Consider the following 19,316-nt stretch of genomic DNA (forward strand, 5'->3'; position numbering starts at 1 on the left):
ATGGCAACTTCGGAGAGATCGAACTGTCGCGGCGTTAGCCGGTGGCCAAGATGACCTGTTGCCCGCAGCCAAGCGTCAGAGGTCGCACCGACCGGCCGTCGCTCAAGCGGGGCGGCGCACCCCAGCGATAAGAACCCGCTCTGAAGAAGGGGGACAAAGACATGGCGTTCTCAGTTTCGATGATGGTCTTGGGTTTGCAACTAGCTGTTGCTGTCGCCGACAAGGTACCGGCCTTCGATGTCCCCCGAAGCTGCAGGCTCGATCTGGCCGCGACCGCGGGGCTATCTGTTGATCAGTCTCGAAAAAGCTGTGTCAGCGATGAAAAGCGGGCACTCCGACAACTGACAAGCCAATGGTCCAGTTTCTCTGGCGCCGACAAGGCCGAGTGCATTCCATTGGAAAGCGTCGGCGGGACACCAAGCTGCGTGAGTCTTTTGACCTGTCTGCAAATGAGAAATTGGGACCGCTGACGGGATACATGTGGCAGTCCTTCGCCTCACGCTATGACATTTCGATGAAATTCGTTGTCTGCCGAAACTGCATAGGCATCCGTGAACGTCGGCGATAGGTGTCGAAACCATCTGATCATGAACGCAGCAAAGTGGCAAATCATGCTCCAGTTCAAGGCACACCACTCACAGTATTCGACATCCGCCGACACGATCTGGATTCCCGGAGGTACGTTTCGCATGGGGTCGGATAAGCACTATCCAGAAGAAGCACCGGCACATCGCGTTACGGTGGACGGCTTCTGGATGGACCGTCACCCCATAACGAACCGGCAGTTCAATGAGTTCGTGCGGGCAACGGGCCACGTCACCGTCGCCGAGATCGTACCTGATCCGAAGGATTATCCCGGAATGCTGCCGCACATGGTCTATGCGGGCTCGCTGATGTTCTCGCCGCCTCGAAAAGAGGTCAATCTGCGTGACTTCAGCCAGTGGTGGACCTTTGCCAGGGGCGCGGACTGGCGGCATCCATATGGACCGAGGAGCAACATCGGGGCATTGGACGATCATCCTGTCGTGCATGTGGCGTTCAGCGATGCACTTGCCTACGCCAGATGGGCGGGTAGGGACCTTCCAACGGAAGCGGAATGGGAATTTGCGGCACGCGGCGGGTTAGATGGTGCCGAGTTCGCATGGGGAGACGAATTTACGCCGGGCGGCCGTCACATGGCCAACACCTGGCAGGGAGACTTTCCGTGCCAGAATACGAAGGACGATGGATTCGATCGCACGTCACCGGTCACCGCTTTCCCACCGAACGAGTATGGGCTGCACGACATGATCGGCAATGTCTGGGAGTGGACTGCCGACTGGTACTCACCTCGGCATCCAGCCGATGCTCCGAAAGCCTGTTGCATTCCAGAGAATCCGCGCGGCGGGCGTGAGGTCGACAGCTATGACCCAAGAACGGCCAACGTGAAGATTCCACGGAAGGTCATCAAAGGCGGCTCGCACTTGTGCGCGCCGAATTACTGCCGACGCTACCGGCCGGCAGCGCGACATGCAGAGCCGGTCGATACTTCCACTAGTCATCTTGGCTTTCGGTGCATCAGGCGAAAAACGCCTGGGGAATAGAACTAGGAGAGAGATGCCATGTCAGATTACACATTCGACGACGAGCGGCCTTTCATTCCGCTGGATAAGCCGTCCCGCTGGCGCAAGCGGTTCTGTGCGTCGCTGCTCGGTGCAAGCGCGCTGGTCTCGGTATCCTGGCTGGGCACCAAGCCAGCAACCGCGCAGGCGACGGCCGGCAAGCCGAACATTCTGTTCATCATGGGTGACGACATCGGCATCATGCAGCCGAGCATCTATCATCGCGGTCTGATGGTTGGCGAGACGCCGAACATCGATCGGATCGGCAACGATGGCGCCCTGTTCATGACGTACTACGCCGAGCAGAGTTGCACTGCCGGGCGTAACGCCTTCTTCACCGGCATGCATCCGCTGCGTACAGGAATGATTCCTCCGCAACTGCCCGGCAGCCCCTCGTGGCTACGGCCTGGTACGCCCGCCGTCGCGAAGTTCTTGCTCGACCTCGGTTACAACACCGGTGAATTCGGCAAGAATCACCTTGGCGACAATCCCGAGGCGCTACCGACCGCGCATGGTTTCCAGGAGTTCTGGGGTTACCTGTATCACCTCGACGCGATGCAGGGCGTAAGCTTCCCCGACATTAACAAGAGCCCGACCGTACAAGGGATCGCGCCGCCGTGTAAGGCAACGCCGGTCCCGGGCCTCGCTGAGGTGCCCGGCGCTGTCGATCCACGGACGACGACCTGCCTGACGCCGCCGCGGCCGGTGCTTGCGTGCAAATCATCGGATGGCTCGCAAGCAAACCAAACTTGCAAGGACGAAGGTCCTTTGACGCTCGACCGATCACGAACCGTAGACGAAGAAATCTCGACCAAGGTCATCGACTATCTTGATCGCAACGATCCCAAGAAGACCAACAAGCCGTTCTTCGTCTGGTACAACCCGGCGCGCATGCACATCACGACTGTGCTACCACCGAAATACGAGGCGATGATCGGCGAGCCCGGTGGCAAGGACTGGGGCCTCAACGAGGCCGGCATGAAGCAGATGGACGACAATATTGGCTATGTCCTCAAGAAACTCGAAGACATGGGCCAGCTCGACAATACCATCGTCGTCTTCACGACCGACAACGGCGCCGAAAACATTACTTTCCCTGACGGCGGCACCACCCTTTTCAAGGGCGGTAAGCTGACCACCTGGGAAGGCGGGATGCGCGCTCCGCTCGTCGTTCGCTGGCCGGGCCACATCAAGCCGGGCACTGTCAAGAGCGAGATGATGTCGGCACTTGATTGGCTGCCGACGCTCGTCGACATCGCCGGCGGCCCGAAGGGCGACGCTTTGAAGAAGCAGATCGAGGCTGGAAGCTATCCCGGCATCGTCAAGACGACACTCGACGGCGTCGATCAGCGCGCCTATCTCGAAGGCACGGATAAATCCGCGCGCGAAGTCTTCTTCTACTACACCGGCGCGCAGCCATCGGCGATACGCTACAAGAACTGGAAGATGTACTACACGATGGTGCCGGATACCGGGACCGGCGGGTTGTTCGGAGCGCAGAGCTTCCATTGGACGCAGGTCGCTAACATCAAGCGTGACCCATTCGAGCAGACGGTCGGCTCCGATGCCAAATCGTTGCTGGGCTATGCCGGTTCGATTGGCTCGCCGAGCACCGCCTACCTGTATGACTGGAATATCCTGCCCCTCGGCCAACTGCTCTGGGAAAAGGAGCTCTTCTCGTACAAGGACTTCCCTCCGATGCAGGCGCCGGAGACGTATAACCTCGACGGCATCCTCGCAGAGATGAAGAAGTCCGGTCATCAGAGCGAGTAATTGCGCGCTCCACCATATGAAACAAAAGTGGCCGCTCCGAAGGGTGCGACCACTTTTAGCAAGACTTGAAGGGCCTGCCTGTCCGTCGACACGATAGGAGGACAGCGCTCTGTTGGATCAGCTTCCAATTGGGGGAAGACGCAATGAGCTTTGCATGCAGCATTCGATCCGGGCTGCTCGCCCTGACAGCATTGACTGGGATAGGGCCAATGTCGGGCGGGTCCGCATTGGCCCAGCAAACGCAGAGGCCAAATATCCTCGTCATCATGGCTGATGATATAGGCTATTGGAACATCAGCGCCTACAATCGCGGGATGATGGGGTATCGCACACCCAACATCGATCGGATCGCCAACGATGGTGCCATCTTCACGGATTACTACGGCCAGCAGTCTTGCACGGCCGGCCGCGCCGCATTCATTAGTGGTCAAAGTCCGTTGCGGACCGGCCTCCTGAAGGTGGGATTGCCCGCGGCGAAAGAGGGGCTATCGGAGAAGGATCCGACCATTGCCGAACTGCTGAAGCCACAGGGCTACGCCACCGGACAATTTGGCAAGAACCATCTCGGCGATCGCAACGAATTTTTGCCCACTGTCCACGGCTTCGATGAATTCTTCGGCAATCTTTATCACCTCAATGCCGAGGATGAGCCCGAGAATCCCGACTACCCGAAGACACCATCCTTCAAGGCGCAGTTCGGTCCGCGCGGCGTCATGAAATGCATCGCGACCACCGCCGATACGCCGGGAGAAGACCCGCGTTTCGGCGCTTGGGGCAAGCAGAAATGCGAGGACACTGGGCCGCTCACCAAGAAACGCATGGAAACGATCGACGAGGAATTTCTCAATGCGTCGATGAGTTTCATCGATCGCGCAAATCGCGACAAGAAGCCCTTCTTCGTGTGGTTTAACCCGAGCCGCATGCATATCTGGACCCGCCTCAAGGTGGAATCCCAGGGCAAGACCAGTCTCGGCATCTATCCGGACGGCATGGTGGAGCATGACGGGCAGGTCGGCCAGTTGCTGAAGAAGCTCGACGACCTCGCCATCGCCAACAATACGATTGTGATCTACACCACCGACAACGGCGCAGAGACGTTCTCATGGCCTGACGGCGGTACGACACCGTTCCGGGGCGAGAAGAACACCAACTGGGAGGGCGGCTACCGCGTCCCAGCGATGATTCGCTGGCCCGGAAACGTGCCGCCGCGCACCGAGATCAACGACGTCTTCTCTGCGGAAGATTGGGCGACGACGCTGGTGGCTGCCGCCGGCGAGCCGGGGGTCAAGGAAAAGCTTTTGCAAGGCTATGACGCAGCGGGTAAGAACTTCAAGGTTCATCTCGACGGCTACGACCAGCGCGATCTGCTCTCAGGCAAAGGGCCGGACAAGCGGCGCGAGTTTTTTTACTGGACGGATGACGGCAACCTCGCCGGTCTTCGCTACGAGCAGTGGAAGGCGGTTTTTCTGGAGCAGAAGGCCGAAGGCTTTAGCGTGTGGCAACAGCCGCTGGTTCAATTACGGCTGCCGATGTTGTTCAACCTGCGTTCGGACCCGTTCGAACGGGCGCAGCATGAGTCGGGCGACTACGTAAGGTGGTTCGTTGAACACGCGTTCGTGGTTGTCCCGGCGCAAGGCATTGTCCGGCAACATCTCCAGAGTTTCGTCCAGTTTCCACCGCGGCAGAGGCCTGGCTCGTTTTCGGTCGAGCAGGCGATGGAGAAGCTCAGAAATCCGCCGTCCAGCAATTGAGGGTGACGCCTGGGTCCGATTGAAAAGGGCGCACCAAGGTAGCTCGCGAAGTCTGGCTTGCGTAATTATCACTTGGCCTTAAAGCAACTAGGAGTGTCAGATGATTATCGAGAACAGCACGCGCTGCATGATCATCGGTCCCTGTTGTCGTGCGGCGAGCGTTTTGGATAGTATCGAGGCCGACCAGCGAGCGATAATTCGCGACCGGCTCATCGAGCGGGCGTTCGGTGGGACCGGTGCGATCGCAATTGCAGCCGCCGAAGTCTTCGCCCGGGCTCAGGGCTGCACGGTTCGTTTTGACCGCATTAAGCGCCAAGGAGCGTTCACCCGGTCCTATCCCGCTGGCGGTCGGGCGTAAGGCCGTTAGGAACGACTGGCACGCGCAACGCTTGATTGGCGGGCCTTGTCTTCTCCAGGCCCTGTTGTCTGTCAAGGAGACCTCAGCCGTCCCCCTCGGCTGAGGTCTTTGGCTTACCGTCCGGCGCCGGTTCGCTGTCCGTAATTTAACCCTCCGTGTCCTAAGCTGAATTTAGAGGTGTCCTAATTCAGCCTTGGGAACGTATACAACAATTGTTCATTGAGGAAACGCAGATACCCGCAACGGAGCGGCCATGTGTGAGAAGTGCATCCCACTCGACAAGCAGATCGAGCACTACAAATCCATCAGAAGCGGCATAACTGACCGGCAAACCTTAGAAGCCATCGAGCAACTACTTGCCCAGCTGGAGGGGAAGAAGAAAGCACTTCACCCGGACGAGTAAGGCCGCCTCGGTGGGCGCCCTCTTCGGTTCACGACGACTGACCCTTCATGGAGACGCGCGAAGACTCCTTACTCCGGCTGGCTGAGCTGCAACCGGTTCTGTTGACACCCGCTTAAGCTAATCCAGCCTTCCGCTCGAACTCCATAGGGCTCAAATATCCGATCGTCGAGTGCCGGCGTTTCGGATTGTAGAAGCGCTCAATATAATCGAAGACGTCGGCCTTGGCATCGTCCCTGGTTCGATACATTTTGCGCGCAGTGCGCTCGGTCTTCAATGACGAGAAGAAGCTTTCCATCGCCGCGTTGTCCCAGACGTTGCCGGACCTGCTCATCGAGCAGACCACGCCGTGATCGGTCATCAATCGCTGGAACTGCTCGCTGGTGGGCGGATTCAAACAGTCGTCGCAACATCGATTATGTTCACTCACGGTAGCCACTCGCGAAGCGCCGTTTCTGGCGTCTCGGCGAGCTTGCCGCTTGGGAACGCTCTGTCGCCGCGCGCCGTCAGCCCATCGCGGCGTTACGTTGACAAATTGCATCACTGCAAACCTGCAACATTAGGACTCCACATGCATCCCCGATATTTCGCCTTCCTCGACGAGCAGATCGCCAGCGTCTCTGACGTCGCCGTGCGCGGCGCATTCTCTCGCGTGCTGAACCTGCACCGCGATATCCTCGAAACCACCACCAACGTCCGCGGCAATCGGGATCTCAGCCCGCAGGGCCGGACGAAGGAAGCCCGCGCGTTCCTCGGCAAGCGTGCGCCCGACTGATCCGCGCCAACGCGCTGGTGCAGCGTCTCGCCGTCCGGATCGACGAGAAGCCGGCCAAAGTCCAGTTACCCGCGGTGGACCGCACGGATGCGGCCGGTGCCGCGTTGCGCAGCCAGGTCCGCGACCGGCTCAACGGGAACTCAGCGCAAGAACTGCGCGCGCTCGCCACTGATATGTCGCTTCTGTTCGCAATGGCGATCTTGGAAGCTCCGGAACTTGTCGGCGCTGATCGCGACACGGTCGACGCAGTGCGCTGTCGAGCCATCGATCTCGTGCACCCGGGAAAGTTGGCCGAACTCGACGCCGAGCGCGACGCGGTGCGCCTCCTGGCCAGCGCCACGACGGCTGTTTCGGACGCAGCGCTAGACCTCGCTGAGATGCCGAATGCTCACGCGTTGGCGGAGTTTTTGAGCGAGATGGTGCCAGATCAGCGCGCCATCGAAGCAGATATCGAGCGCGAAACCGAACTCGCCGCAGAGTAACCCCAAACTACCCGAGAAAGGGACACCACCATGACCAAGAAACTCGACGCGGACAGCTTCGCTAAGCAGGCTGCTGCTCCGCTACAATCGGTCGTCAGCGGCAACATGGCGGCAGGCGTCACGCAGACGCCGCAGCCTGTTCAGCAGCAGATGGCGGCGCCGCTCAAGAAGGCGCTTGGGATCGACCAGCCGGGGAATTTGCCGTGAACCGCCAACAGCTCCGAGCCGAGCGCGAGGTAGCCGGCGCGGCTTACGCGAAGGCCGTGGAGACATTCCGCGAAGCATGGGCTCGCCTGGCCGCGATCGACCGCACCTTGCAAAACCAGAACGTGGCGCAGGGCGAGGCTATCCGCTCATGGCACTTTGCGTCGCGAAAGCTTCTTGAGGATGGTCTGCGCGCGCTTCAGCATAGTGATTTCGCGCCGCGCATCATCGTCAATGACTGGCACGACCGCGCGGTTGAGCTGTCAGACAAACAAATCGGGGCGTTCAAACCATGAGCTATGACTATAGCACTGGACGCGTCAAGATTGTCCCGTTCACCGCGAGCTTTACGCTCACCAACGACGACGTCGGGAAGGCGTTTCGATACGAGGGCACGACCAACGCCACCGTGACTGTTCCCAACGATTTGCACGTCGGATTTTCGTGCGGCTTCCTTCAATACGCCAGTGGCACGATCGCAATCGCCGCCGGGGCGCACGCAACAAAAGTTGCTGGCGGCAGCGCTACAAGCGCGCAGTATCAGTCGGGATCAGTGATCGTCACGAAGCGAAGCGGAGGCGTCTTCGGAGTGGTCGCTGATATCGAGTACATGGTCGGTGGTGATTTCACGTGACCCGCGACGCCCTTCAGGGAGCGCCTGCGGTGGAACCGCCAACGCTCACGGCTTTTTTCTGATGTCTTCGCGATCCATTCGCCTGGGTTGTTGAGCACGATCTTTGTCCGCTGGCTGCTTTTGTCCTCGGTCGTCGCGCACAATTCCTTGCTGGGCCTCTGGTCGACTCTCAGGCCTCGGCATGCCCGCTTGTCCGCCATGCTTGCCGCCCATGTCCTGACGGCCTTGCAAATCGTTTTCTTTAGGCATTTTATGCTCCGATGGCGCGCGGCGAGATCCTTCGGGACCGCCAGGCCGAAGCAAGCTTCGGCGCTTCCCGTCGCACCGACGATCAAAATAGCGGTGCGGACATTGCCCAAGAGCTCGGCGCCGGCCACGGTTCCAAACGGGAGGCGCCGGTTCACGAGGACGGGACTCACGCTAGATCAACGTCAAGCGACCGGTGCCCGCCGGTCTATATCTCTGCTAACTCCCGCCGCCGGCTCACGATGTCGGCGGCAATTTCTTGGTCCACGGATCGACAAACGACGAAGGCCGCAGCGAACTCAATCGCTGCGGCCCGCGCCATGGTCAAAAGAACCGGGTGAAAATGATCTAAGTGAGATATGCAGCCAGCCCCGGTGTAAAAATCTTACGCCGACTCGGTCTCAATGTAAACGCATTTCGTATAAACAGAAATGTCGTTATCGTGCATTAGGTTCTCCCTTGATTGAGGGAAAGGCCCGCCCGGGCTGGCTGGCGGGCCTTCACCCCAAGTACAAGGCCGCGTCTGTCCCCCAGCGGCCCCGTCCCAAGGACAGCCTGGGCTTAATCACCTACCAGCGTCTACATGTGCCGGCAGATATTGCGGCTTATCTCGAATGGGTTAGCAGCCTAAGCAGTCGGCCGGATTGAATTTGTGTGCACTGTGGAACTGACCGCCGGGTTTCTGCATATTAGGCTCGGCAATCATCATTGAACCCAACGGTGTAGGACCCGGAGTTCCGTTATGCGGCGTCGCCGACTCAAGCAAACCGTCGCCCTCGAAGAGCGTCTTGCCCAGGAAGCAAAACGCCTACGTGAGGAAGCTCAGGCGCTTCCACAGGGCGCGGCCCGAGAAGCCTTGATCCGCAGAGCCCGACAAGCTGAAGAAGGCTCGCACATGAGCGAATGGCTGAGATCGCCCGGCTTGCGGCCGCCGGAGTGAGCAAAGCTGGCACAATCTGCATAGACGAGTGGTGTGAACAGGAGCATCTTTACGGGGCAGACGTGGATGGGGAACGCCATGATCAGCTTAACCGGTATCTTTGATGTCGCTGTGCTTGCGTTGGGCGCATTCAACATTGTGTTGATTGGGATGCTCATTCTCTAGTTCTGAGCCGCCTCATCGATCTCTCTTCAGCTTGCGTCTCCCCCAATGCGGCGCTTTGCCCTTTGGGTTAAGCTCAGGGACGTAGTGCCGGTTCAGCGCCCGCATGACGCCGATCCGAGTGAACAGCGTTGGGCCGCCCCGCTCGACCACCAAGAGCAGGGCTTCCATCGCCGCCCGCCACTCCGGTGCCTCGTGCTCCTTCTTCGGCAGCGCCGCGATGTACTCGCCAGCGTCGCGCAGCGTCACGAGCTTGCGTCCGCTGATCTCAATAGGCTCCTCGAAAGGCCGCCCCAACCTGAACTGGGGCCTCTTTTGCTTGATGCTGACGTCGATATGCCATCCCGGCCGGGCGCTGGCCTGTTTCGGACCTCAGCGGCGTAGTTTGATTTCGGGAGTGGCCTGATTTGAATTGGGGCCACTATTGAGCAGACAGCCCGAAGGGACGCCGATTAAGATCGACGGGTGAATGATAGTGTCAGACTTGCCATATTCATTGCCATGAGCCTGGTATCGGTCGGCCTATTCGCGATCGCCCTGTTCATAAAGTAAGGCCGCCTCAGTTGCCGGCCTCTTCTATGGGATGCCGATTCACCCTGGCGGGCTTCTCTCACAGCCGGATCACCCAGGCGGGTGTAAATCGCCTTGAAGCCAGCGGCCAAGGGACTTGGAATGCATCGGATCTTCGTAGGCGGCACGGATCGTAAGTACGCCATTGCAGAGAGCACACTGAAACCTGTGCAGGTCCACGCCCGGGCGCTCTGCCTCGATGCTGACGAGCATCATCGAAGCCTTACACCTTGGACAGACGGGGCGCTGGAATGTGATCGGTGGAATGGCAGGCGACGGGCGTTGAGGTTGGGCCATGATGCCTCCCTACGCATAGGCGGGAGCGCAACACTCTCTGTCACCGGCAAATGCCAGGATAGGTAACGGTGATGCCCACAAGTATGCGCTTCATTGACCTGAAGCGCGAGTCAATTTGGGCCTGGTCCACGCCGGCGGGCCTACCTCTTCGATCACGTCGTATTCGAAAGCGACGCCCTCTGGGTCGTTCTCCTCGAACCACGTTTCAGCGGCATCTACAGTAGCGAAAACCTTGACGTGATCCGTCGCCAACCTGTCTGGCGGTATTGACGTACACGAAGACGGTCATTGATAACTCTTCAGCTTGGGTCATGACATGCCGGAGAGACGGCCCCGGCTCCGCAGGGGGCCTGGGGGTATGGGCCGGGGCCGCTCCGCCGGCTCGTGCGGCGAGCCAGCGAGTCTCCCAAGCCGATCTGGCGAGCTTTTTTCCTAACCCTGGAATCGGTTGAATTCGCAGTGGCCTGTTTCGGGAACACGCCCCGCTCGGCAGCATTACTGACGCATGCCGAGATACTTCTTCCATATCACGCATGAACGCCACGAACCTGACCTCGAAGGTGAGGAATTGCCCGACAAGCATGCCGCTTGGAAGGAAGCCACGGTAACGGCTGGGCAGATACTCCAAGGCCTCGACGGGAAGCTAACGCCAGACCGTGGATGGCGGATGGAGGTAGTAGATGAGTTCCAGAACACCCTCTACGTCCTCCACATCCACGCTGAGAAGCCAAAGTAAGCTGCCTCCGCGTGCCGTCAGGCGGGTACTGGCCTGTTTCCGACCTCAGTGGACTAAGTTGAATTTCGCAGTGGCCTAATTTGTTTGCCCGAAACCTGAGCGGGCCCCCTGGGCATTGACGCAGATCAAACCTTCGAAACTAGATCAGATGCCTGATCACGGGCATGAAACGCGATACCCTGCTCTTCTGTCTCTCGCTCTGTTGGCTTGCGATGGTCGCCGGCGCGATTGGATTCGTGCTCGGGCATTCGTGGTAACGAGTATCACCCTTGCACTTCCCGCTATGGCTACCCTAGCTATCCCCAGATAGGCTAGAGGTCATGAGAAATGACCTGTGGTTTCGTATCACTACAATTTTCGCTGCTCTGCTAACGGTCGTTTTGGTGATCCTGTTGCTGTTCTGGAAGTAAGGCCGCCTCAGTTGGCGGGCTCTTTATCCGCACTGGTGGTTCTTTGCGTGCAGCCTAGTTCGGTCACCAGTCATCTCCTCGCGTAGTCGTCGATCGCCTTCATCAGCTTCTCGCGGTCACCGCCGCGGCGGGCCTGCCTCCCGAAGATCAGGTAGCGGCGCAGCCGGTCGAGCTCAGCGAGGTCTGCTTTTACGCGTTCAGCCTCCGCTTCCTCATCGAGTTTGCGCATCCGCCCCTGGTGGTACGCCTTCGCGGCCGCGCGGTTCTCTGCCTTGGTCATCGCGCCATCGAAACGCGGCGCATGCCAGAGTCAATTATCGATTGCTGGTGGTCCAGAGATCGCGCGGGATACTGCCGGTCGGGGAGGTGGACGACTCGAGATTGGATGCCCGGAGGAAAATCTACAACTCTGGATTCCTAGCAACAGATCGGAGACGTGCGAAGCTAACAGCATATTTTCGTTTCGGAGGGGAATCTGTGCGCGTCGCTGGCTGCGTGGATGTCGGTGGTGCTGCTTACTGAGGCGGGGCAGATCGCCCGGCTTGATGCCGCCCACCTAACGCTCACAACATGGCCGACAAGAAACGCCCTCGGTCGGCCAGTGCCGAGCGCTTGCGCGCCAGCCCCCAATCTATCTCCAAACGATTGCGCTGCTTTGAACGGGTTGATCATCAGCGGCTTGCAATGCGTGCTATTTCAGCGGGCGAAGGCGTTCGACAAGCAGACCAAAAAAGCTTGATCAAACGCGGCGGAATTAGACGACGCCGGTGATGGACGCACACCTCACCGTGTCTGTTGCGCGCGGGTGGAGGAACACCGGAGGCTTAGCGACGGAAACGTAAAGGCGACAGCTTGATGCCGTTCTGTAAAATGATTACGCCTCGCGTGGCTTCTCCTGGCTTAAAACAATGCTGCACCGTGCCTGTCGCCACACCACCTGTACTTGGATCGCTCACGTTGCAAGTGGCGCCCACCAACGCATCACATGGGAGGCCGTGCGGATCATAGGTGTTGAAGCTATCAATGTGGCCGCCGGCGCCGCTTGGTGCGCTACAAGCACAATCGCATTTTCCGCCGGCGCCTTGCTTTGGCAACGCTAAGGCGCGCTCAGGAAGTCCTGACACGAAGAGATCACCGAGGCACCGGTTTGAGGGAAGCAGCCCAGCTTTCGTGCAGATGGATTGCTTCCACGCGATTTAAAGTTGGTAAGCTTGTGCTGGAGATGTCAAATTGGCCGGTCGGCCAAATCTTAGCAAGGCCAATACCCGAATATCCGTCGGGAATGCTCATGACGCTGCTGCTGGCGACATGAGCAATAAACTTTCCAATTACCATCGTCGTGACTTGAGCGTTGCACTTGTGGGGGCGGAAAACTTCTGCGGGGCTCGAAACGAGTTGCATCCCAAGATGGCCGGTCCAGAAATCGTCGCTCTGTGGGTCCGCAAACTGAGCGATCCAAATCTTCCACGAGTGCAGCGGTGCGGCCCCAGTTACCATCAATGTCTGACGATCCGCGACAGGCACCGCTTGCATCTGAGGGGCCGTAAACTCCATTCGGATAGTGATGAGGGTAATCAACGACGCGAGCCACCACTGATCCGCCGGCCGCAGCAAGATGGGGCTGCCGAGTATAAGAGCCGACAGTGTCGGCTTCGTAAGTTGTTCAATGCGGCTCATCCAACCACCATTGCAGGCCAAGCAAACATTGCGTGGCTTGCGTGCACCAGCACGCCCTTGGCGAACTTGCGTCTGGGGGCTTGGTCCTTCCGCCGCCGACACGAATGTTTCCAGCTTCCCGACGTGAACCTCGTGGTGCGTCGCTTTGTCTAGCGGCAAGCTGTCCAGCCAATCGGGCCAGATGTGACTCTTGGTCGCTGGCGTACCGCCGCAAAACACACATCGCTTCTGGGATTTCGACATGAAGCGGCTCTAGCTCATCTGAAACGACACGCAGAACGTGCGATGCGCTAACCTGAAGCGCAAGGATTAAGCTCGATGAAATTCGACCGCTCGCTGCTTCAGCGACACCCTCGCCTTGAAGCCGGCATCAAGCCACGCCATGGCTTGCGTGTGACCAGCTTTGCGCGAGCTCTCATTGCCCCACCACGCACTGAATTTGGAGGCAGAGGCAGGTAAAGGTCGTCCAAGAATTTCCTCGATCTCGGAAAATGTCAGGCGAACGGCCTGCCCGCGCATGCTCTCCAGCTTTCTTCGCAATGGATCGTAAGCGGACATGATCTACTTGGGTGGGGCGCCGTCAGGCTTTCCTTGAAACTGGATGTTGCACTTCTTCGTGACGGACGCTTGCTCAACGGCGACCATCTGCCCCTTCATCTGTGACAACTCAGCGGCAGTTTGCTTATCGCCGCCGACGAAGAACGCTGCCGGCCAAAAGATGACGATTGCGGCGGCGGTGGCAACACCGTCTTTGGTGCGCTGGCTATCTTGCTGGCCAGAGAGCGTGGCCGCCCTGGTCGAAATAGCCTGAGCCTCCTGCGCCAGCTGTTGGCAGGTATATGATTGGTACGCGACGGGTGAGATGTAAGCAGGCGAAATATCTGATGCTGATGAAGCGCACCCACCCAGCGCGGCGCCAAGCGCCACGATTCCCAGAATACGCATGAACGTAGCCCCCCGGCCAATTCTTTAAAACGCTATCCAAGCTCAACCAGGGCGCGAGATCAATAGGACGTTCGCTGAACTGGTAAAAGTACGGACTGTTTGTGCACTGCGGATGCCGATGCGGGCTCCACCCAGGGGGATGGATTTTTCCTCAGGGTATCTTGAGGCGCATCGCAGTTTCGCCGGCGACTGTGATCCGATAAGTCCCGCTCTCGCTACCACGCTCAATCCAGCCCTTGGACATCATGGTCAGAATGGTGCGGTGACCGGTTGGCGCGAGCTCTCTTAGCGTCAGTTCCGCGCAAAGACGCAATCGCTGCAGAGCATTGCGTTCGACATTTGACGGGAGGTGCGGAGCACGGGGCGGCATTTATTTCAAATTCGCCTTCGGCCCGATCTCTACAAGCTGCTGGATCATTTTTTGTCGGGCGGTCCACGCGGGCCTCACGAAACTCAGCCGGCCCTTTGATCAGCCGCCGCTTGCGAATCGCCTTTTCGTCGACCGAAGCGGCAGGCTCGACCATGCGATCGATCGTGTTGCCGGCGAGCTCCTTCGCGCGCTCAGCAGGGGCTATAGCGGTGGACCTTGCTGTCGGGGCTGCCCCGGACTTGCCCAGGCCGATCTCGACCAGCCGGCGGAATGCATCTGACCGGCTGGTGTCGTTGGCGATCGCCCAGGCTTCCACTTCGGCAATAAGTGTGAGCGGCATGCGCGCGGCTATGTGAGGGTCTTTGCCCGTCGCGGGACGACCGCGCCGTTTTTTAGGTGCAACCTTTATTGACTTCGTCATGTTTTAGGTTGTACCTTAAAATCGAGCCGAGCGGAAGCTGACACTTCCGGACTCGGCTCTAACCCCAACCACGAAGGGCACTCATCAACATGATCGAAGCTGACGGCGTGCATAGCACGCAACCCTTAAACACGTCCGTACCGACCCCGGCCGCCCCAGCGGGCTTGCCGGATTCGTTTTCTGCCCAACCCGCCACCGGACAGCACCCTAGCGCAGAACGCACCGCGAGTCCCGTAAGCCGATTGGAGGCCTATCCCGTCGCGGCATGATCGCCGGGCTGGCTGTCCTGCCTGCCACACTGCCGGCCCCGGTACTAGCGGCCACGGCCGAGCCCGATCCGATCTTCGCAGCGATACAGGTCTGCATCACCGCGCAGCAGAACGCTGATGAGGCTTACGCACGCGTGAACCGATTGCTCGCATCGGCAAGGGAAAGGTTCGGAGCCGGCGACGACCAGCGCAGAGCCCGGCATGCGTTCGTCGAGCGGACCCTTGGGTGCGATGAGGACGCGTACACCGACGGTCCGTCGGCCATACTCTGGGACGCCTATCATAACTTTGCTGACACGGTACCGACCACCTTGGCCGGGCTGTTCGCGATGCTGATCTTTGCCGACGGAATCGAGCAACGCGGTGATCTTGTCTTGGACGACATGACGATCCTTTCGAGATTCGCAACCGCGGCCGAAATATTGGGCGGGGGGGCAGCATGAGCAACGTCATCGAGCTGCCCACACGCACCGCGCGACGGCCGGCAATGCCACCCAGCAACGTTGCGGAGGTCAAGGTCGTTCCGTACAGCGTCACCTCTGTCGAAATGCTCGATCCGCGACGGCCGCCGGAACTGCAGACTGAGACCGGCAAGAATGCAAAGCTACGCCTGCAGCGTCGGGAGGCGTGGTGGCAGGCCGAGCGGCAGGTCGAATACTGGAAGGCATGCATGAAGATGCATCACGCCATCTCCAACGTACAGCGCGCCGGCATGCCCGAGGGGGACAATCACCAAGAGGCCGAACACTGGCATTGGCATCCGATCGCCGAGAACTACCGGAAGGCTGTCGCGAGGCTTTTCTTAACTCCGGCTTCTACGCAGTTGAACATCGCGTGGAAGAAAAAGGCGTTGGCGGCTAAGGAGCACAACTACACCGAGCTCACCGACAAGCAGATCGAACGGGCAATCCAGCGCGATCTAGAGTTTTTGGCGGCCCATCCGACTCGCCGCAAGCGCGAGGATCGTCGACATGAAGCGCCGCCGCAGAGTGCACAGGAAGCGCGACCGGCAGCGCCTGATGACGCATCGCCGGCGGTTGAGACTGGGCCGGTAGGAACGCGCGACAGTTACACTGCGTTGAAATCGTGCTCCGGGCCCCAACCGTTCGGAGTGCAGCATAGATTGACGGTTCGGGCACCCGCCTGGGCCGTCTTTTTTATCGAATGAACTGAGAGAGCCACGGGACCAGCCTCCTAGGGCGGGCCTTACAGGGTAAGCGCAGAGGCATTGCCAGAAAATTACGGGGATGTAGAGTTCCCGCGGAGGATCCATTGAAGTTGCTGACCGAATATCTTGAGCGCGCAGTCCAACTGGAACAGTTGGCGGAAGGTGAGCCGGATTCGATTTTCAGGGATCAGCTTATGCAACAGGCGAAAGCCTATCGGAAGATGGCCGCAAAGCGGGCCGAGGACTACGGACTTACGGCGCCAAGTGCGCCGGAAAATGATCGCAATCGGGGCTAGCTGATCATGGCATCTGTACTGATTGTCGAAGACGAAGCGCTTGTTCGCATGATGGTCGCGGACATGTTGGCGGAGCTGGGTCACACCGTCGCTGAAGCTGGAGATTTGCGCGCCGGAATGGCTCTGGCTCAAGCTTCGGATTTCGACGCGGCTATTCTTGATCTAAATCTTGGATCAGTCAGTTCAGAACCCATTGCAGAGGCCCTGCAAGGGCGCGGCATTCCGTTCGCGTTCGCGACAGGCTATGGGGCAGACGGATTGCCAAACGGGTTTACCGAGCGTCCCCCCTTGGGCAAGCCTTTCCAGATCGAGGAGCTTGATCGCTGTCTCTCAAGTCTGCTGGCGTCTGGTAGCCCGACAGCGCTCAACAGGTGCCAGTAGTTTGCTCCATCACGCGGGCCAGCTCTTCTTCGGAAAACGGCTTTTTGAGCATCGGGAAGCCATCACGCCTTCGCTCCCGGCCGGATAGCTGAAGAACCTTCAGGGTCGGGCGAAACCGGGTCGCGCGCTCAGCAAGTTCATGCCCGTCCATGCCAGGCATATTGATGTCGGTGATGAGGATGGAAATCCGTTCGTTGCGCCTGAGGCTATCGAGCGCCTCCGAGCCGCTTCGGGCAGTGACCACCTCGCAGCCCATATCCTCCAGCATACCCACGAGCACGTCGAGTACGCCGTCATCATCGTCTACAACCAGCACCACATGAGCCATGGGCGGAGCGTCCGTCTTGATGAAAGGTGAACGCGCGCGTTGAGCAGTTCCCACCAGGATATGCGGAGGGATTGCCGCCTACGATCTGCATCGCGATAGCTTACTGATATTTTTCGGAACGCGCGCGAGCTACTGCGCATCGTGGGTGTGGAAAAAGCGCCGTCCGCCGGTTCAAGCCGGTGGGTCCTTGAGCTTCCGAACACCTGCCATACCGGCGGCGGCCTTTAATGCGGCGTCAATTGTCTTGAACCGCGTCCTGGAAGGAGGTCTTCCCCTCTGCCGCTTGGACGCCGACAATCTGGACACTCCGGTGATTAGCCACAAACTGCAAGCGCAGTCGGCGCATTCATAGAGCTTCAGCTCGTAGCCCTTGGTCACGGGAAACAGCGCCTTGAGGACTCGAGCTTTGCTACAAAGCATGCATCCAGCTTCACTGTTCACGCTAGCCCCCGCAAAAGCGATTCCGCCAGCAACAATGAAAGCGTGAGTCTAGATCTAGGGGCAATAGTGTTGTGACGAGTTCGCGGGTGTGTACGCCGACTCTTGACGGCCGGCCCGGATCGGGAGTCGGATCGGCCGCATGGGGCGCGAGCAGCACCGAGGAGATCGATCGCATGGAGCCGCGTGGCTATGGCTCACCGCCCGCCGGGCCATTTGCTGGCGCGTGATGGAACGGAACCCCGACCGGACCGTAGGTTCTCATCCGCCGGCGGCGTTGAAGCACCAGATGTCCGCCGACCAGGAATTTTTGCTCTATCCAATCGACACGGGTGAAGACCCCGTTTGCATAAGCTGCGGCAAGACGATGCTTATCGCCAACTATGAGACGCGAGAAGGGAAGCCCGACTTCATTAATTTCCGCTGCGAGCACTGCGGTCGATCCGAGAAGTTCATCTGCGAAGAATGACGATTGCGCTGGAACCGATTCCGAATGAGAGCGCGCGGAAGCGTGCTAGTCGTGGGTGTGGAAAGGGGCCCGCCGGTTCACGCTGGCGGGCCTTCTTGCCGTCTTACCTGCAGCGTACGCGGCCCCGACGATCCCGCCAACAGGTGCGACAACGGACACGCCCCCAGCGATCTCGCGAGCATCGACGCTAAGACGCTTGAGTTACATCATGGGCTGCAACGCCAGCAGGAAGTGGCGCGATCGGTGCAGCTTTGGCGCCTCCAGGAATAGCCGTGAAAACCAAGCCCGCAACCGACATCGCAAAAACTATCCGCAACATTTGGCGTGTCCTCCGGTTTTCAGGATTTCGGAACTCCGTCAAGCGGCCCTTGTTCCGGACTTACCAGTACATCACTCAACGCACGGCGGCAGGAACCCGCGCGTGCGCAGGTCATTTCATTAGCGCTTCGAGCGCTCATTCAAGCTCCATTCGAAGCAAACCTACGGCCCCAGGTTCATCCCCTGAGGTCGCTTTTTGGCGCCCTAAGAGGATCACGAGCGCTCAAAACTGATGCACAGGAGTTCCGTCTCTTCACGCGAAACCTTTACGCGATACCGCCGGCACATGAACTCGGTCGCCGCACGCCCTTTCCTGGGGCCTCGATTGCTTTCGGCTAGAAACAGGCAGTCTAGGCAAGTGTTTGCTTGGACGCGCGGAAGTTCGCGATAGACGTGATTAAGAATCTCCTTGATGGTGAAGTTCAGCTTCACGCATTCTTGAGTGCCGAGCTTGGCAACTGCATTTACCACGTGATTGATCGGATCGTCTTGATTCAAGCATTTTTCGCCCTGCGCGGTTACGCGCAGCTCGACCGAGCGCTTGTCTTCGAAGGACGTTTTTCGGTGCACGTAAGCCTTGGCTTCGAGCGCTTTAACGATCTGCGATGCCGTCGCCCGGCTCGTGCCGATGAAATCGGCGAGCGCCGATGGCGTTCGTGAGAACCTGTTTGCGCGTCTTACAAAACGCAGCGCGGCCCACTCCCGGGCGCTCAAGCCCTTATGGTCGCCCTCGAAACATCCCGCTTTCGCGGCCTGAATCAGAAGATCAACCGTTTGACGTGCGAGCGGCATAATATAGAGGGTCGAGGAGTTTATAGCTGAAGCAACATTCCATGATTAAGTGATGAATGAGCAGGTCAAAAACGGCAAGTTAAGAATAGCCTTCGTCAGGTACTA

Annotated in this window: 25 protein-coding genes and 1 pseudogene; 16 read left to right on the forward strand and 10 right to left on the reverse strand. The window is 59.1% G+C overall.

Translation table 11 applies throughout. From position 1 onward, the window contains the following. The first annotated feature begins 161 nt into the window (after positions 1–161). From ACPPVR_RS19335 to ACPPVR_RS19355, 5 genes are all read left to right on the forward strand, one after another. The gene (locus ACPPVR_RS19335) at positions 162–470 is read left to right on the forward strand and encodes a hypothetical protein (protein WP_426615739.1); all 309 of its coding nucleotides are present in this window, start codon (positions 162–164) and stop codon (positions 468–470) included. A 141-nt stretch (positions 471–611) separates the two neighbouring features. After that, complete coding sequence (locus tag ACPPVR_RS19340) at positions 612–1,583, forward strand: formylglycine-generating enzyme family protein (RefSeq protein ID WP_426616137.1); 972 nt, start codon at positions 612–614, stop codon at positions 1,581–1,583. 18 nt (positions 1,584–1,601) lie between these two features. Continuing rightward, the gene (locus ACPPVR_RS19345; RefSeq protein ID WP_426615740.1) at positions 1,602–3,374 is read left to right on the forward strand and encodes an arylsulfatase; all 1,773 of its coding nucleotides are present in this window, start codon (positions 1,602–1,604) and stop codon (positions 3,372–3,374) included. 143 nt (positions 3,375–3,517) lie between these two features. Beyond that, a complete protein-coding gene (locus ACPPVR_RS19350) occupies positions 3,518–5,125 on the forward strand; it encodes an arylsulfatase (protein ID WP_426615741.1) in 1,608 nt (535 codons plus the stop codon). A gap of 100 nt (positions 5,126–5,225) precedes the next feature. Beyond that, on the forward strand, positions 5,226–5,483 hold the full coding sequence (locus tag ACPPVR_RS19355; protein ID WP_426615742.1) for a hypothetical protein: 258 nt from the start codon (positions 5,226–5,228) through the stop codon (positions 5,481–5,483). Between the two features lie 515 nt (positions 5,484–5,998). On the opposite strand, the pseudogene ACPPVR_RS19360 reads toward ACPPVR_RS19355, so the two are convergent. Further along, positions 5,999–6,268, reverse strand: a pseudogene (locus ACPPVR_RS19360) (IS3 family transposase); the annotation flags it as partial. A gap of 186 nt (positions 6,269–6,454) precedes the next feature. Here ACPPVR_RS19360 and ACPPVR_RS19365 point away from each other — a divergent pair. Genes ACPPVR_RS19365 through ACPPVR_RS19385 form a run of 5 tightly spaced genes read left to right on the forward strand, consistent with a single transcriptional unit; the run spans position 6,455 to position 7,978 of the window. Continuing rightward, positions 6,455–6,658: a hypothetical protein gene (locus ACPPVR_RS19365; RefSeq protein WP_426615743.1), complete on the forward strand. Its 204-nt coding sequence runs from the start codon at positions 6,455–6,457 to the stop codon at positions 6,656–6,658. A gap of 17 nt (positions 6,659–6,675) precedes the next feature. Then, entirely contained in the window at positions 6,676–7,140 is a 465-nt protein-coding gene (locus ACPPVR_RS19370; RefSeq protein WP_426615744.1) for a hypothetical protein, read from the forward strand. A gap of 30 nt (positions 7,141–7,170) precedes the next feature. Further along, positions 7,171–7,347, forward strand: coding sequence for a hypothetical protein (locus ACPPVR_RS19375; protein ID WP_426615745.1), 177 nt, complete (start codon positions 7,171–7,173; stop codon positions 7,345–7,347). Further along, positions 7,344–7,640 carry a hypothetical protein gene (locus ACPPVR_RS19380; protein WP_426615746.1) on the forward strand — a complete coding sequence of 99 codons (297 nt, stop codon included), beginning with the start codon at positions 7,344–7,346 and terminating at the stop codon, positions 7,638–7,640. Before ACPPVR_RS19375 ends, ACPPVR_RS19380 begins: the two co-directional genes overlap by 4 nt. Next, entirely contained in the window at positions 7,637–7,978 is a 342-nt protein-coding gene (locus ACPPVR_RS19385; RefSeq protein ID WP_426615747.1) for a hypothetical protein, read from the forward strand. The genes ACPPVR_RS19380 and ACPPVR_RS19385 overlap by 4 nt, the downstream gene beginning before the upstream one ends. Positions 7,979–8,023: 45 nt before the next feature. Here the strand turns inward: ACPPVR_RS19385 and ACPPVR_RS19390 are convergent, their stop codons facing one another. Both ACPPVR_RS19390 and ACPPVR_RS19395 read right to left on the reverse strand, forming a co-directional pair. Further along, positions 8,024–8,227, reverse strand: a complete 204-nt coding sequence (locus tag ACPPVR_RS19390) for a hypothetical protein (RefSeq protein WP_426615748.1) — start codon at positions 8,225–8,227, stop codon at positions 8,024–8,026. Between the two features lie 1,114 nt (positions 8,228–9,341). Continuing rightward, positions 9,342–9,575 carry a hypothetical protein gene (locus ACPPVR_RS19395; RefSeq protein WP_426615749.1) on the reverse strand — a complete coding sequence of 78 codons (234 nt, stop codon included), beginning with the start codon at positions 9,573–9,575 and terminating at the stop codon, positions 9,342–9,344. A gap of 1,123 nt (positions 9,576–10,698) precedes the next feature. Between ACPPVR_RS19395 and ACPPVR_RS19400 the strand changes: the two genes are divergently transcribed. Then, a complete protein-coding gene (locus ACPPVR_RS19400) occupies positions 10,699–10,929 on the forward strand; it encodes a DUF6894 family protein (RefSeq protein ID WP_426615750.1) in 231 nt (76 codons plus the stop codon). A gap of 480 nt (positions 10,930–11,409) precedes the next feature. Here the strand turns inward: ACPPVR_RS19400 and ACPPVR_RS19405 are convergent, their stop codons facing one another. The 5 genes from ACPPVR_RS19405 to ACPPVR_RS19425 form a co-directional block, all read right to left on the reverse strand. Next, on the reverse strand, positions 11,410–11,619 hold the full coding sequence (locus tag ACPPVR_RS19405) for a hypothetical protein (protein ID WP_426615751.1): 210 nt from the start codon (positions 11,617–11,619) through the stop codon (positions 11,410–11,412). A gap of 851 nt (positions 11,620–12,470) precedes the next feature. Then, positions 12,471–13,259, reverse strand: a complete 789-nt coding sequence (locus ACPPVR_RS19410) for a hypothetical protein (RefSeq protein ID WP_426615752.1) — start codon at positions 13,257–13,259, stop codon at positions 12,471–12,473. A gap of 66 nt (positions 13,260–13,325) precedes the next feature. Next, positions 13,326–13,574 (reverse strand): DUF7662 domain-containing protein, encoded by a 249-nt coding sequence (locus ACPPVR_RS19415; RefSeq protein ID WP_426615753.1) that lies wholly within the window; start codon positions 13,572–13,574, stop codon positions 13,326–13,328. A 3-nt stretch (positions 13,575–13,577) separates the two neighbouring features. After that, positions 13,578–13,961: a hypothetical protein gene (locus ACPPVR_RS19420; RefSeq protein WP_426615754.1), complete on the reverse strand. Its 384-nt coding sequence runs from the start codon at positions 13,959–13,961 to the stop codon at positions 13,578–13,580. A 224-nt stretch (positions 13,962–14,185) separates the two neighbouring features. Continuing rightward, the gene (locus ACPPVR_RS19425; protein ID WP_426615755.1) at positions 14,186–14,671 is read right to left on the reverse strand and encodes a hypothetical protein; all 486 of its coding nucleotides are present in this window, start codon (positions 14,669–14,671) and stop codon (positions 14,186–14,188) included. Positions 14,672–15,017: 346 nt separating this feature from the next. On the opposite strand from ACPPVR_RS19425, the gene ACPPVR_RS19430 reads away from it, so the two are divergent. The 4 genes from ACPPVR_RS19430 (at position 15,018) to ACPPVR_RS19445 (ending at position 16,866) form a co-directional block, all read left to right on the forward strand. Continuing rightward, positions 15,018–15,464, forward strand: coding sequence for a hypothetical protein (locus ACPPVR_RS19430; protein ID WP_426615756.1), 447 nt, complete (start codon positions 15,018–15,020; stop codon positions 15,462–15,464). Further along, positions 15,461–16,189 carry a hypothetical protein gene (locus ACPPVR_RS19435; RefSeq protein WP_426615757.1) on the forward strand — a complete coding sequence of 243 codons (729 nt, stop codon included), beginning with the start codon at positions 15,461–15,463 and terminating at the stop codon, positions 16,187–16,189. The genes ACPPVR_RS19430 and ACPPVR_RS19435 overlap by 4 nt, the downstream gene beginning before the upstream one ends. Before the next feature lie 104 nt (positions 16,190–16,293). After that, positions 16,294–16,485 carry a hypothetical protein gene (locus tag ACPPVR_RS19440; RefSeq protein ID WP_426615758.1) on the forward strand — a complete coding sequence of 64 codons (192 nt, stop codon included), beginning with the start codon at positions 16,294–16,296 and terminating at the stop codon, positions 16,483–16,485. Between the two features lie 6 nt (positions 16,486–16,491). After that, the gene (locus ACPPVR_RS19445) at positions 16,492–16,866 is read left to right on the forward strand and encodes a response regulator (RefSeq protein WP_426615759.1); all 375 of its coding nucleotides are present in this window, start codon (positions 16,492–16,494) and stop codon (positions 16,864–16,866) included. Here ACPPVR_RS19445 and ACPPVR_RS19450 read toward each other — a convergent pair. Then, positions 16,850–17,194, reverse strand: coding sequence for a response regulator (locus ACPPVR_RS19450; protein WP_426615760.1), 345 nt, complete (start codon positions 17,192–17,194; stop codon positions 16,850–16,852). The two genes, ACPPVR_RS19445 and ACPPVR_RS19450, sit on opposite strands and share 17 nt — an antisense overlap. Positions 17,195–17,774: 580 nt before the next feature. Between ACPPVR_RS19450 and ACPPVR_RS19455 the strand changes: the two genes are divergently transcribed. Further along, on the forward strand, positions 17,775–18,101 hold the full coding sequence (locus tag ACPPVR_RS19455; RefSeq protein ID WP_426615761.1) for a hypothetical protein: 327 nt from the start codon (positions 17,775–17,777) through the stop codon (positions 18,099–18,101). Positions 18,102–18,632: 531 nt separating this feature from the next. Here ACPPVR_RS19455 and ACPPVR_RS19460 read toward each other — a convergent pair. Next, positions 18,633–19,211, reverse strand: coding sequence for a MarR family transcriptional regulator (locus tag ACPPVR_RS19460; protein ID WP_426615762.1), 579 nt, complete (start codon positions 19,209–19,211; stop codon positions 18,633–18,635). Between the last annotated feature and the right edge of the window lie 105 nt (positions 19,212–19,316).

This window comes from Bradyrhizobium sp. McL0616 (assembly GCF_049993385.1).
In the GTDB taxonomy this organism is placed as follows: domain Bacteria; phylum Pseudomonadota; class Alphaproteobacteria; order Rhizobiales; family Xanthobacteraceae; genus Bradyrhizobium.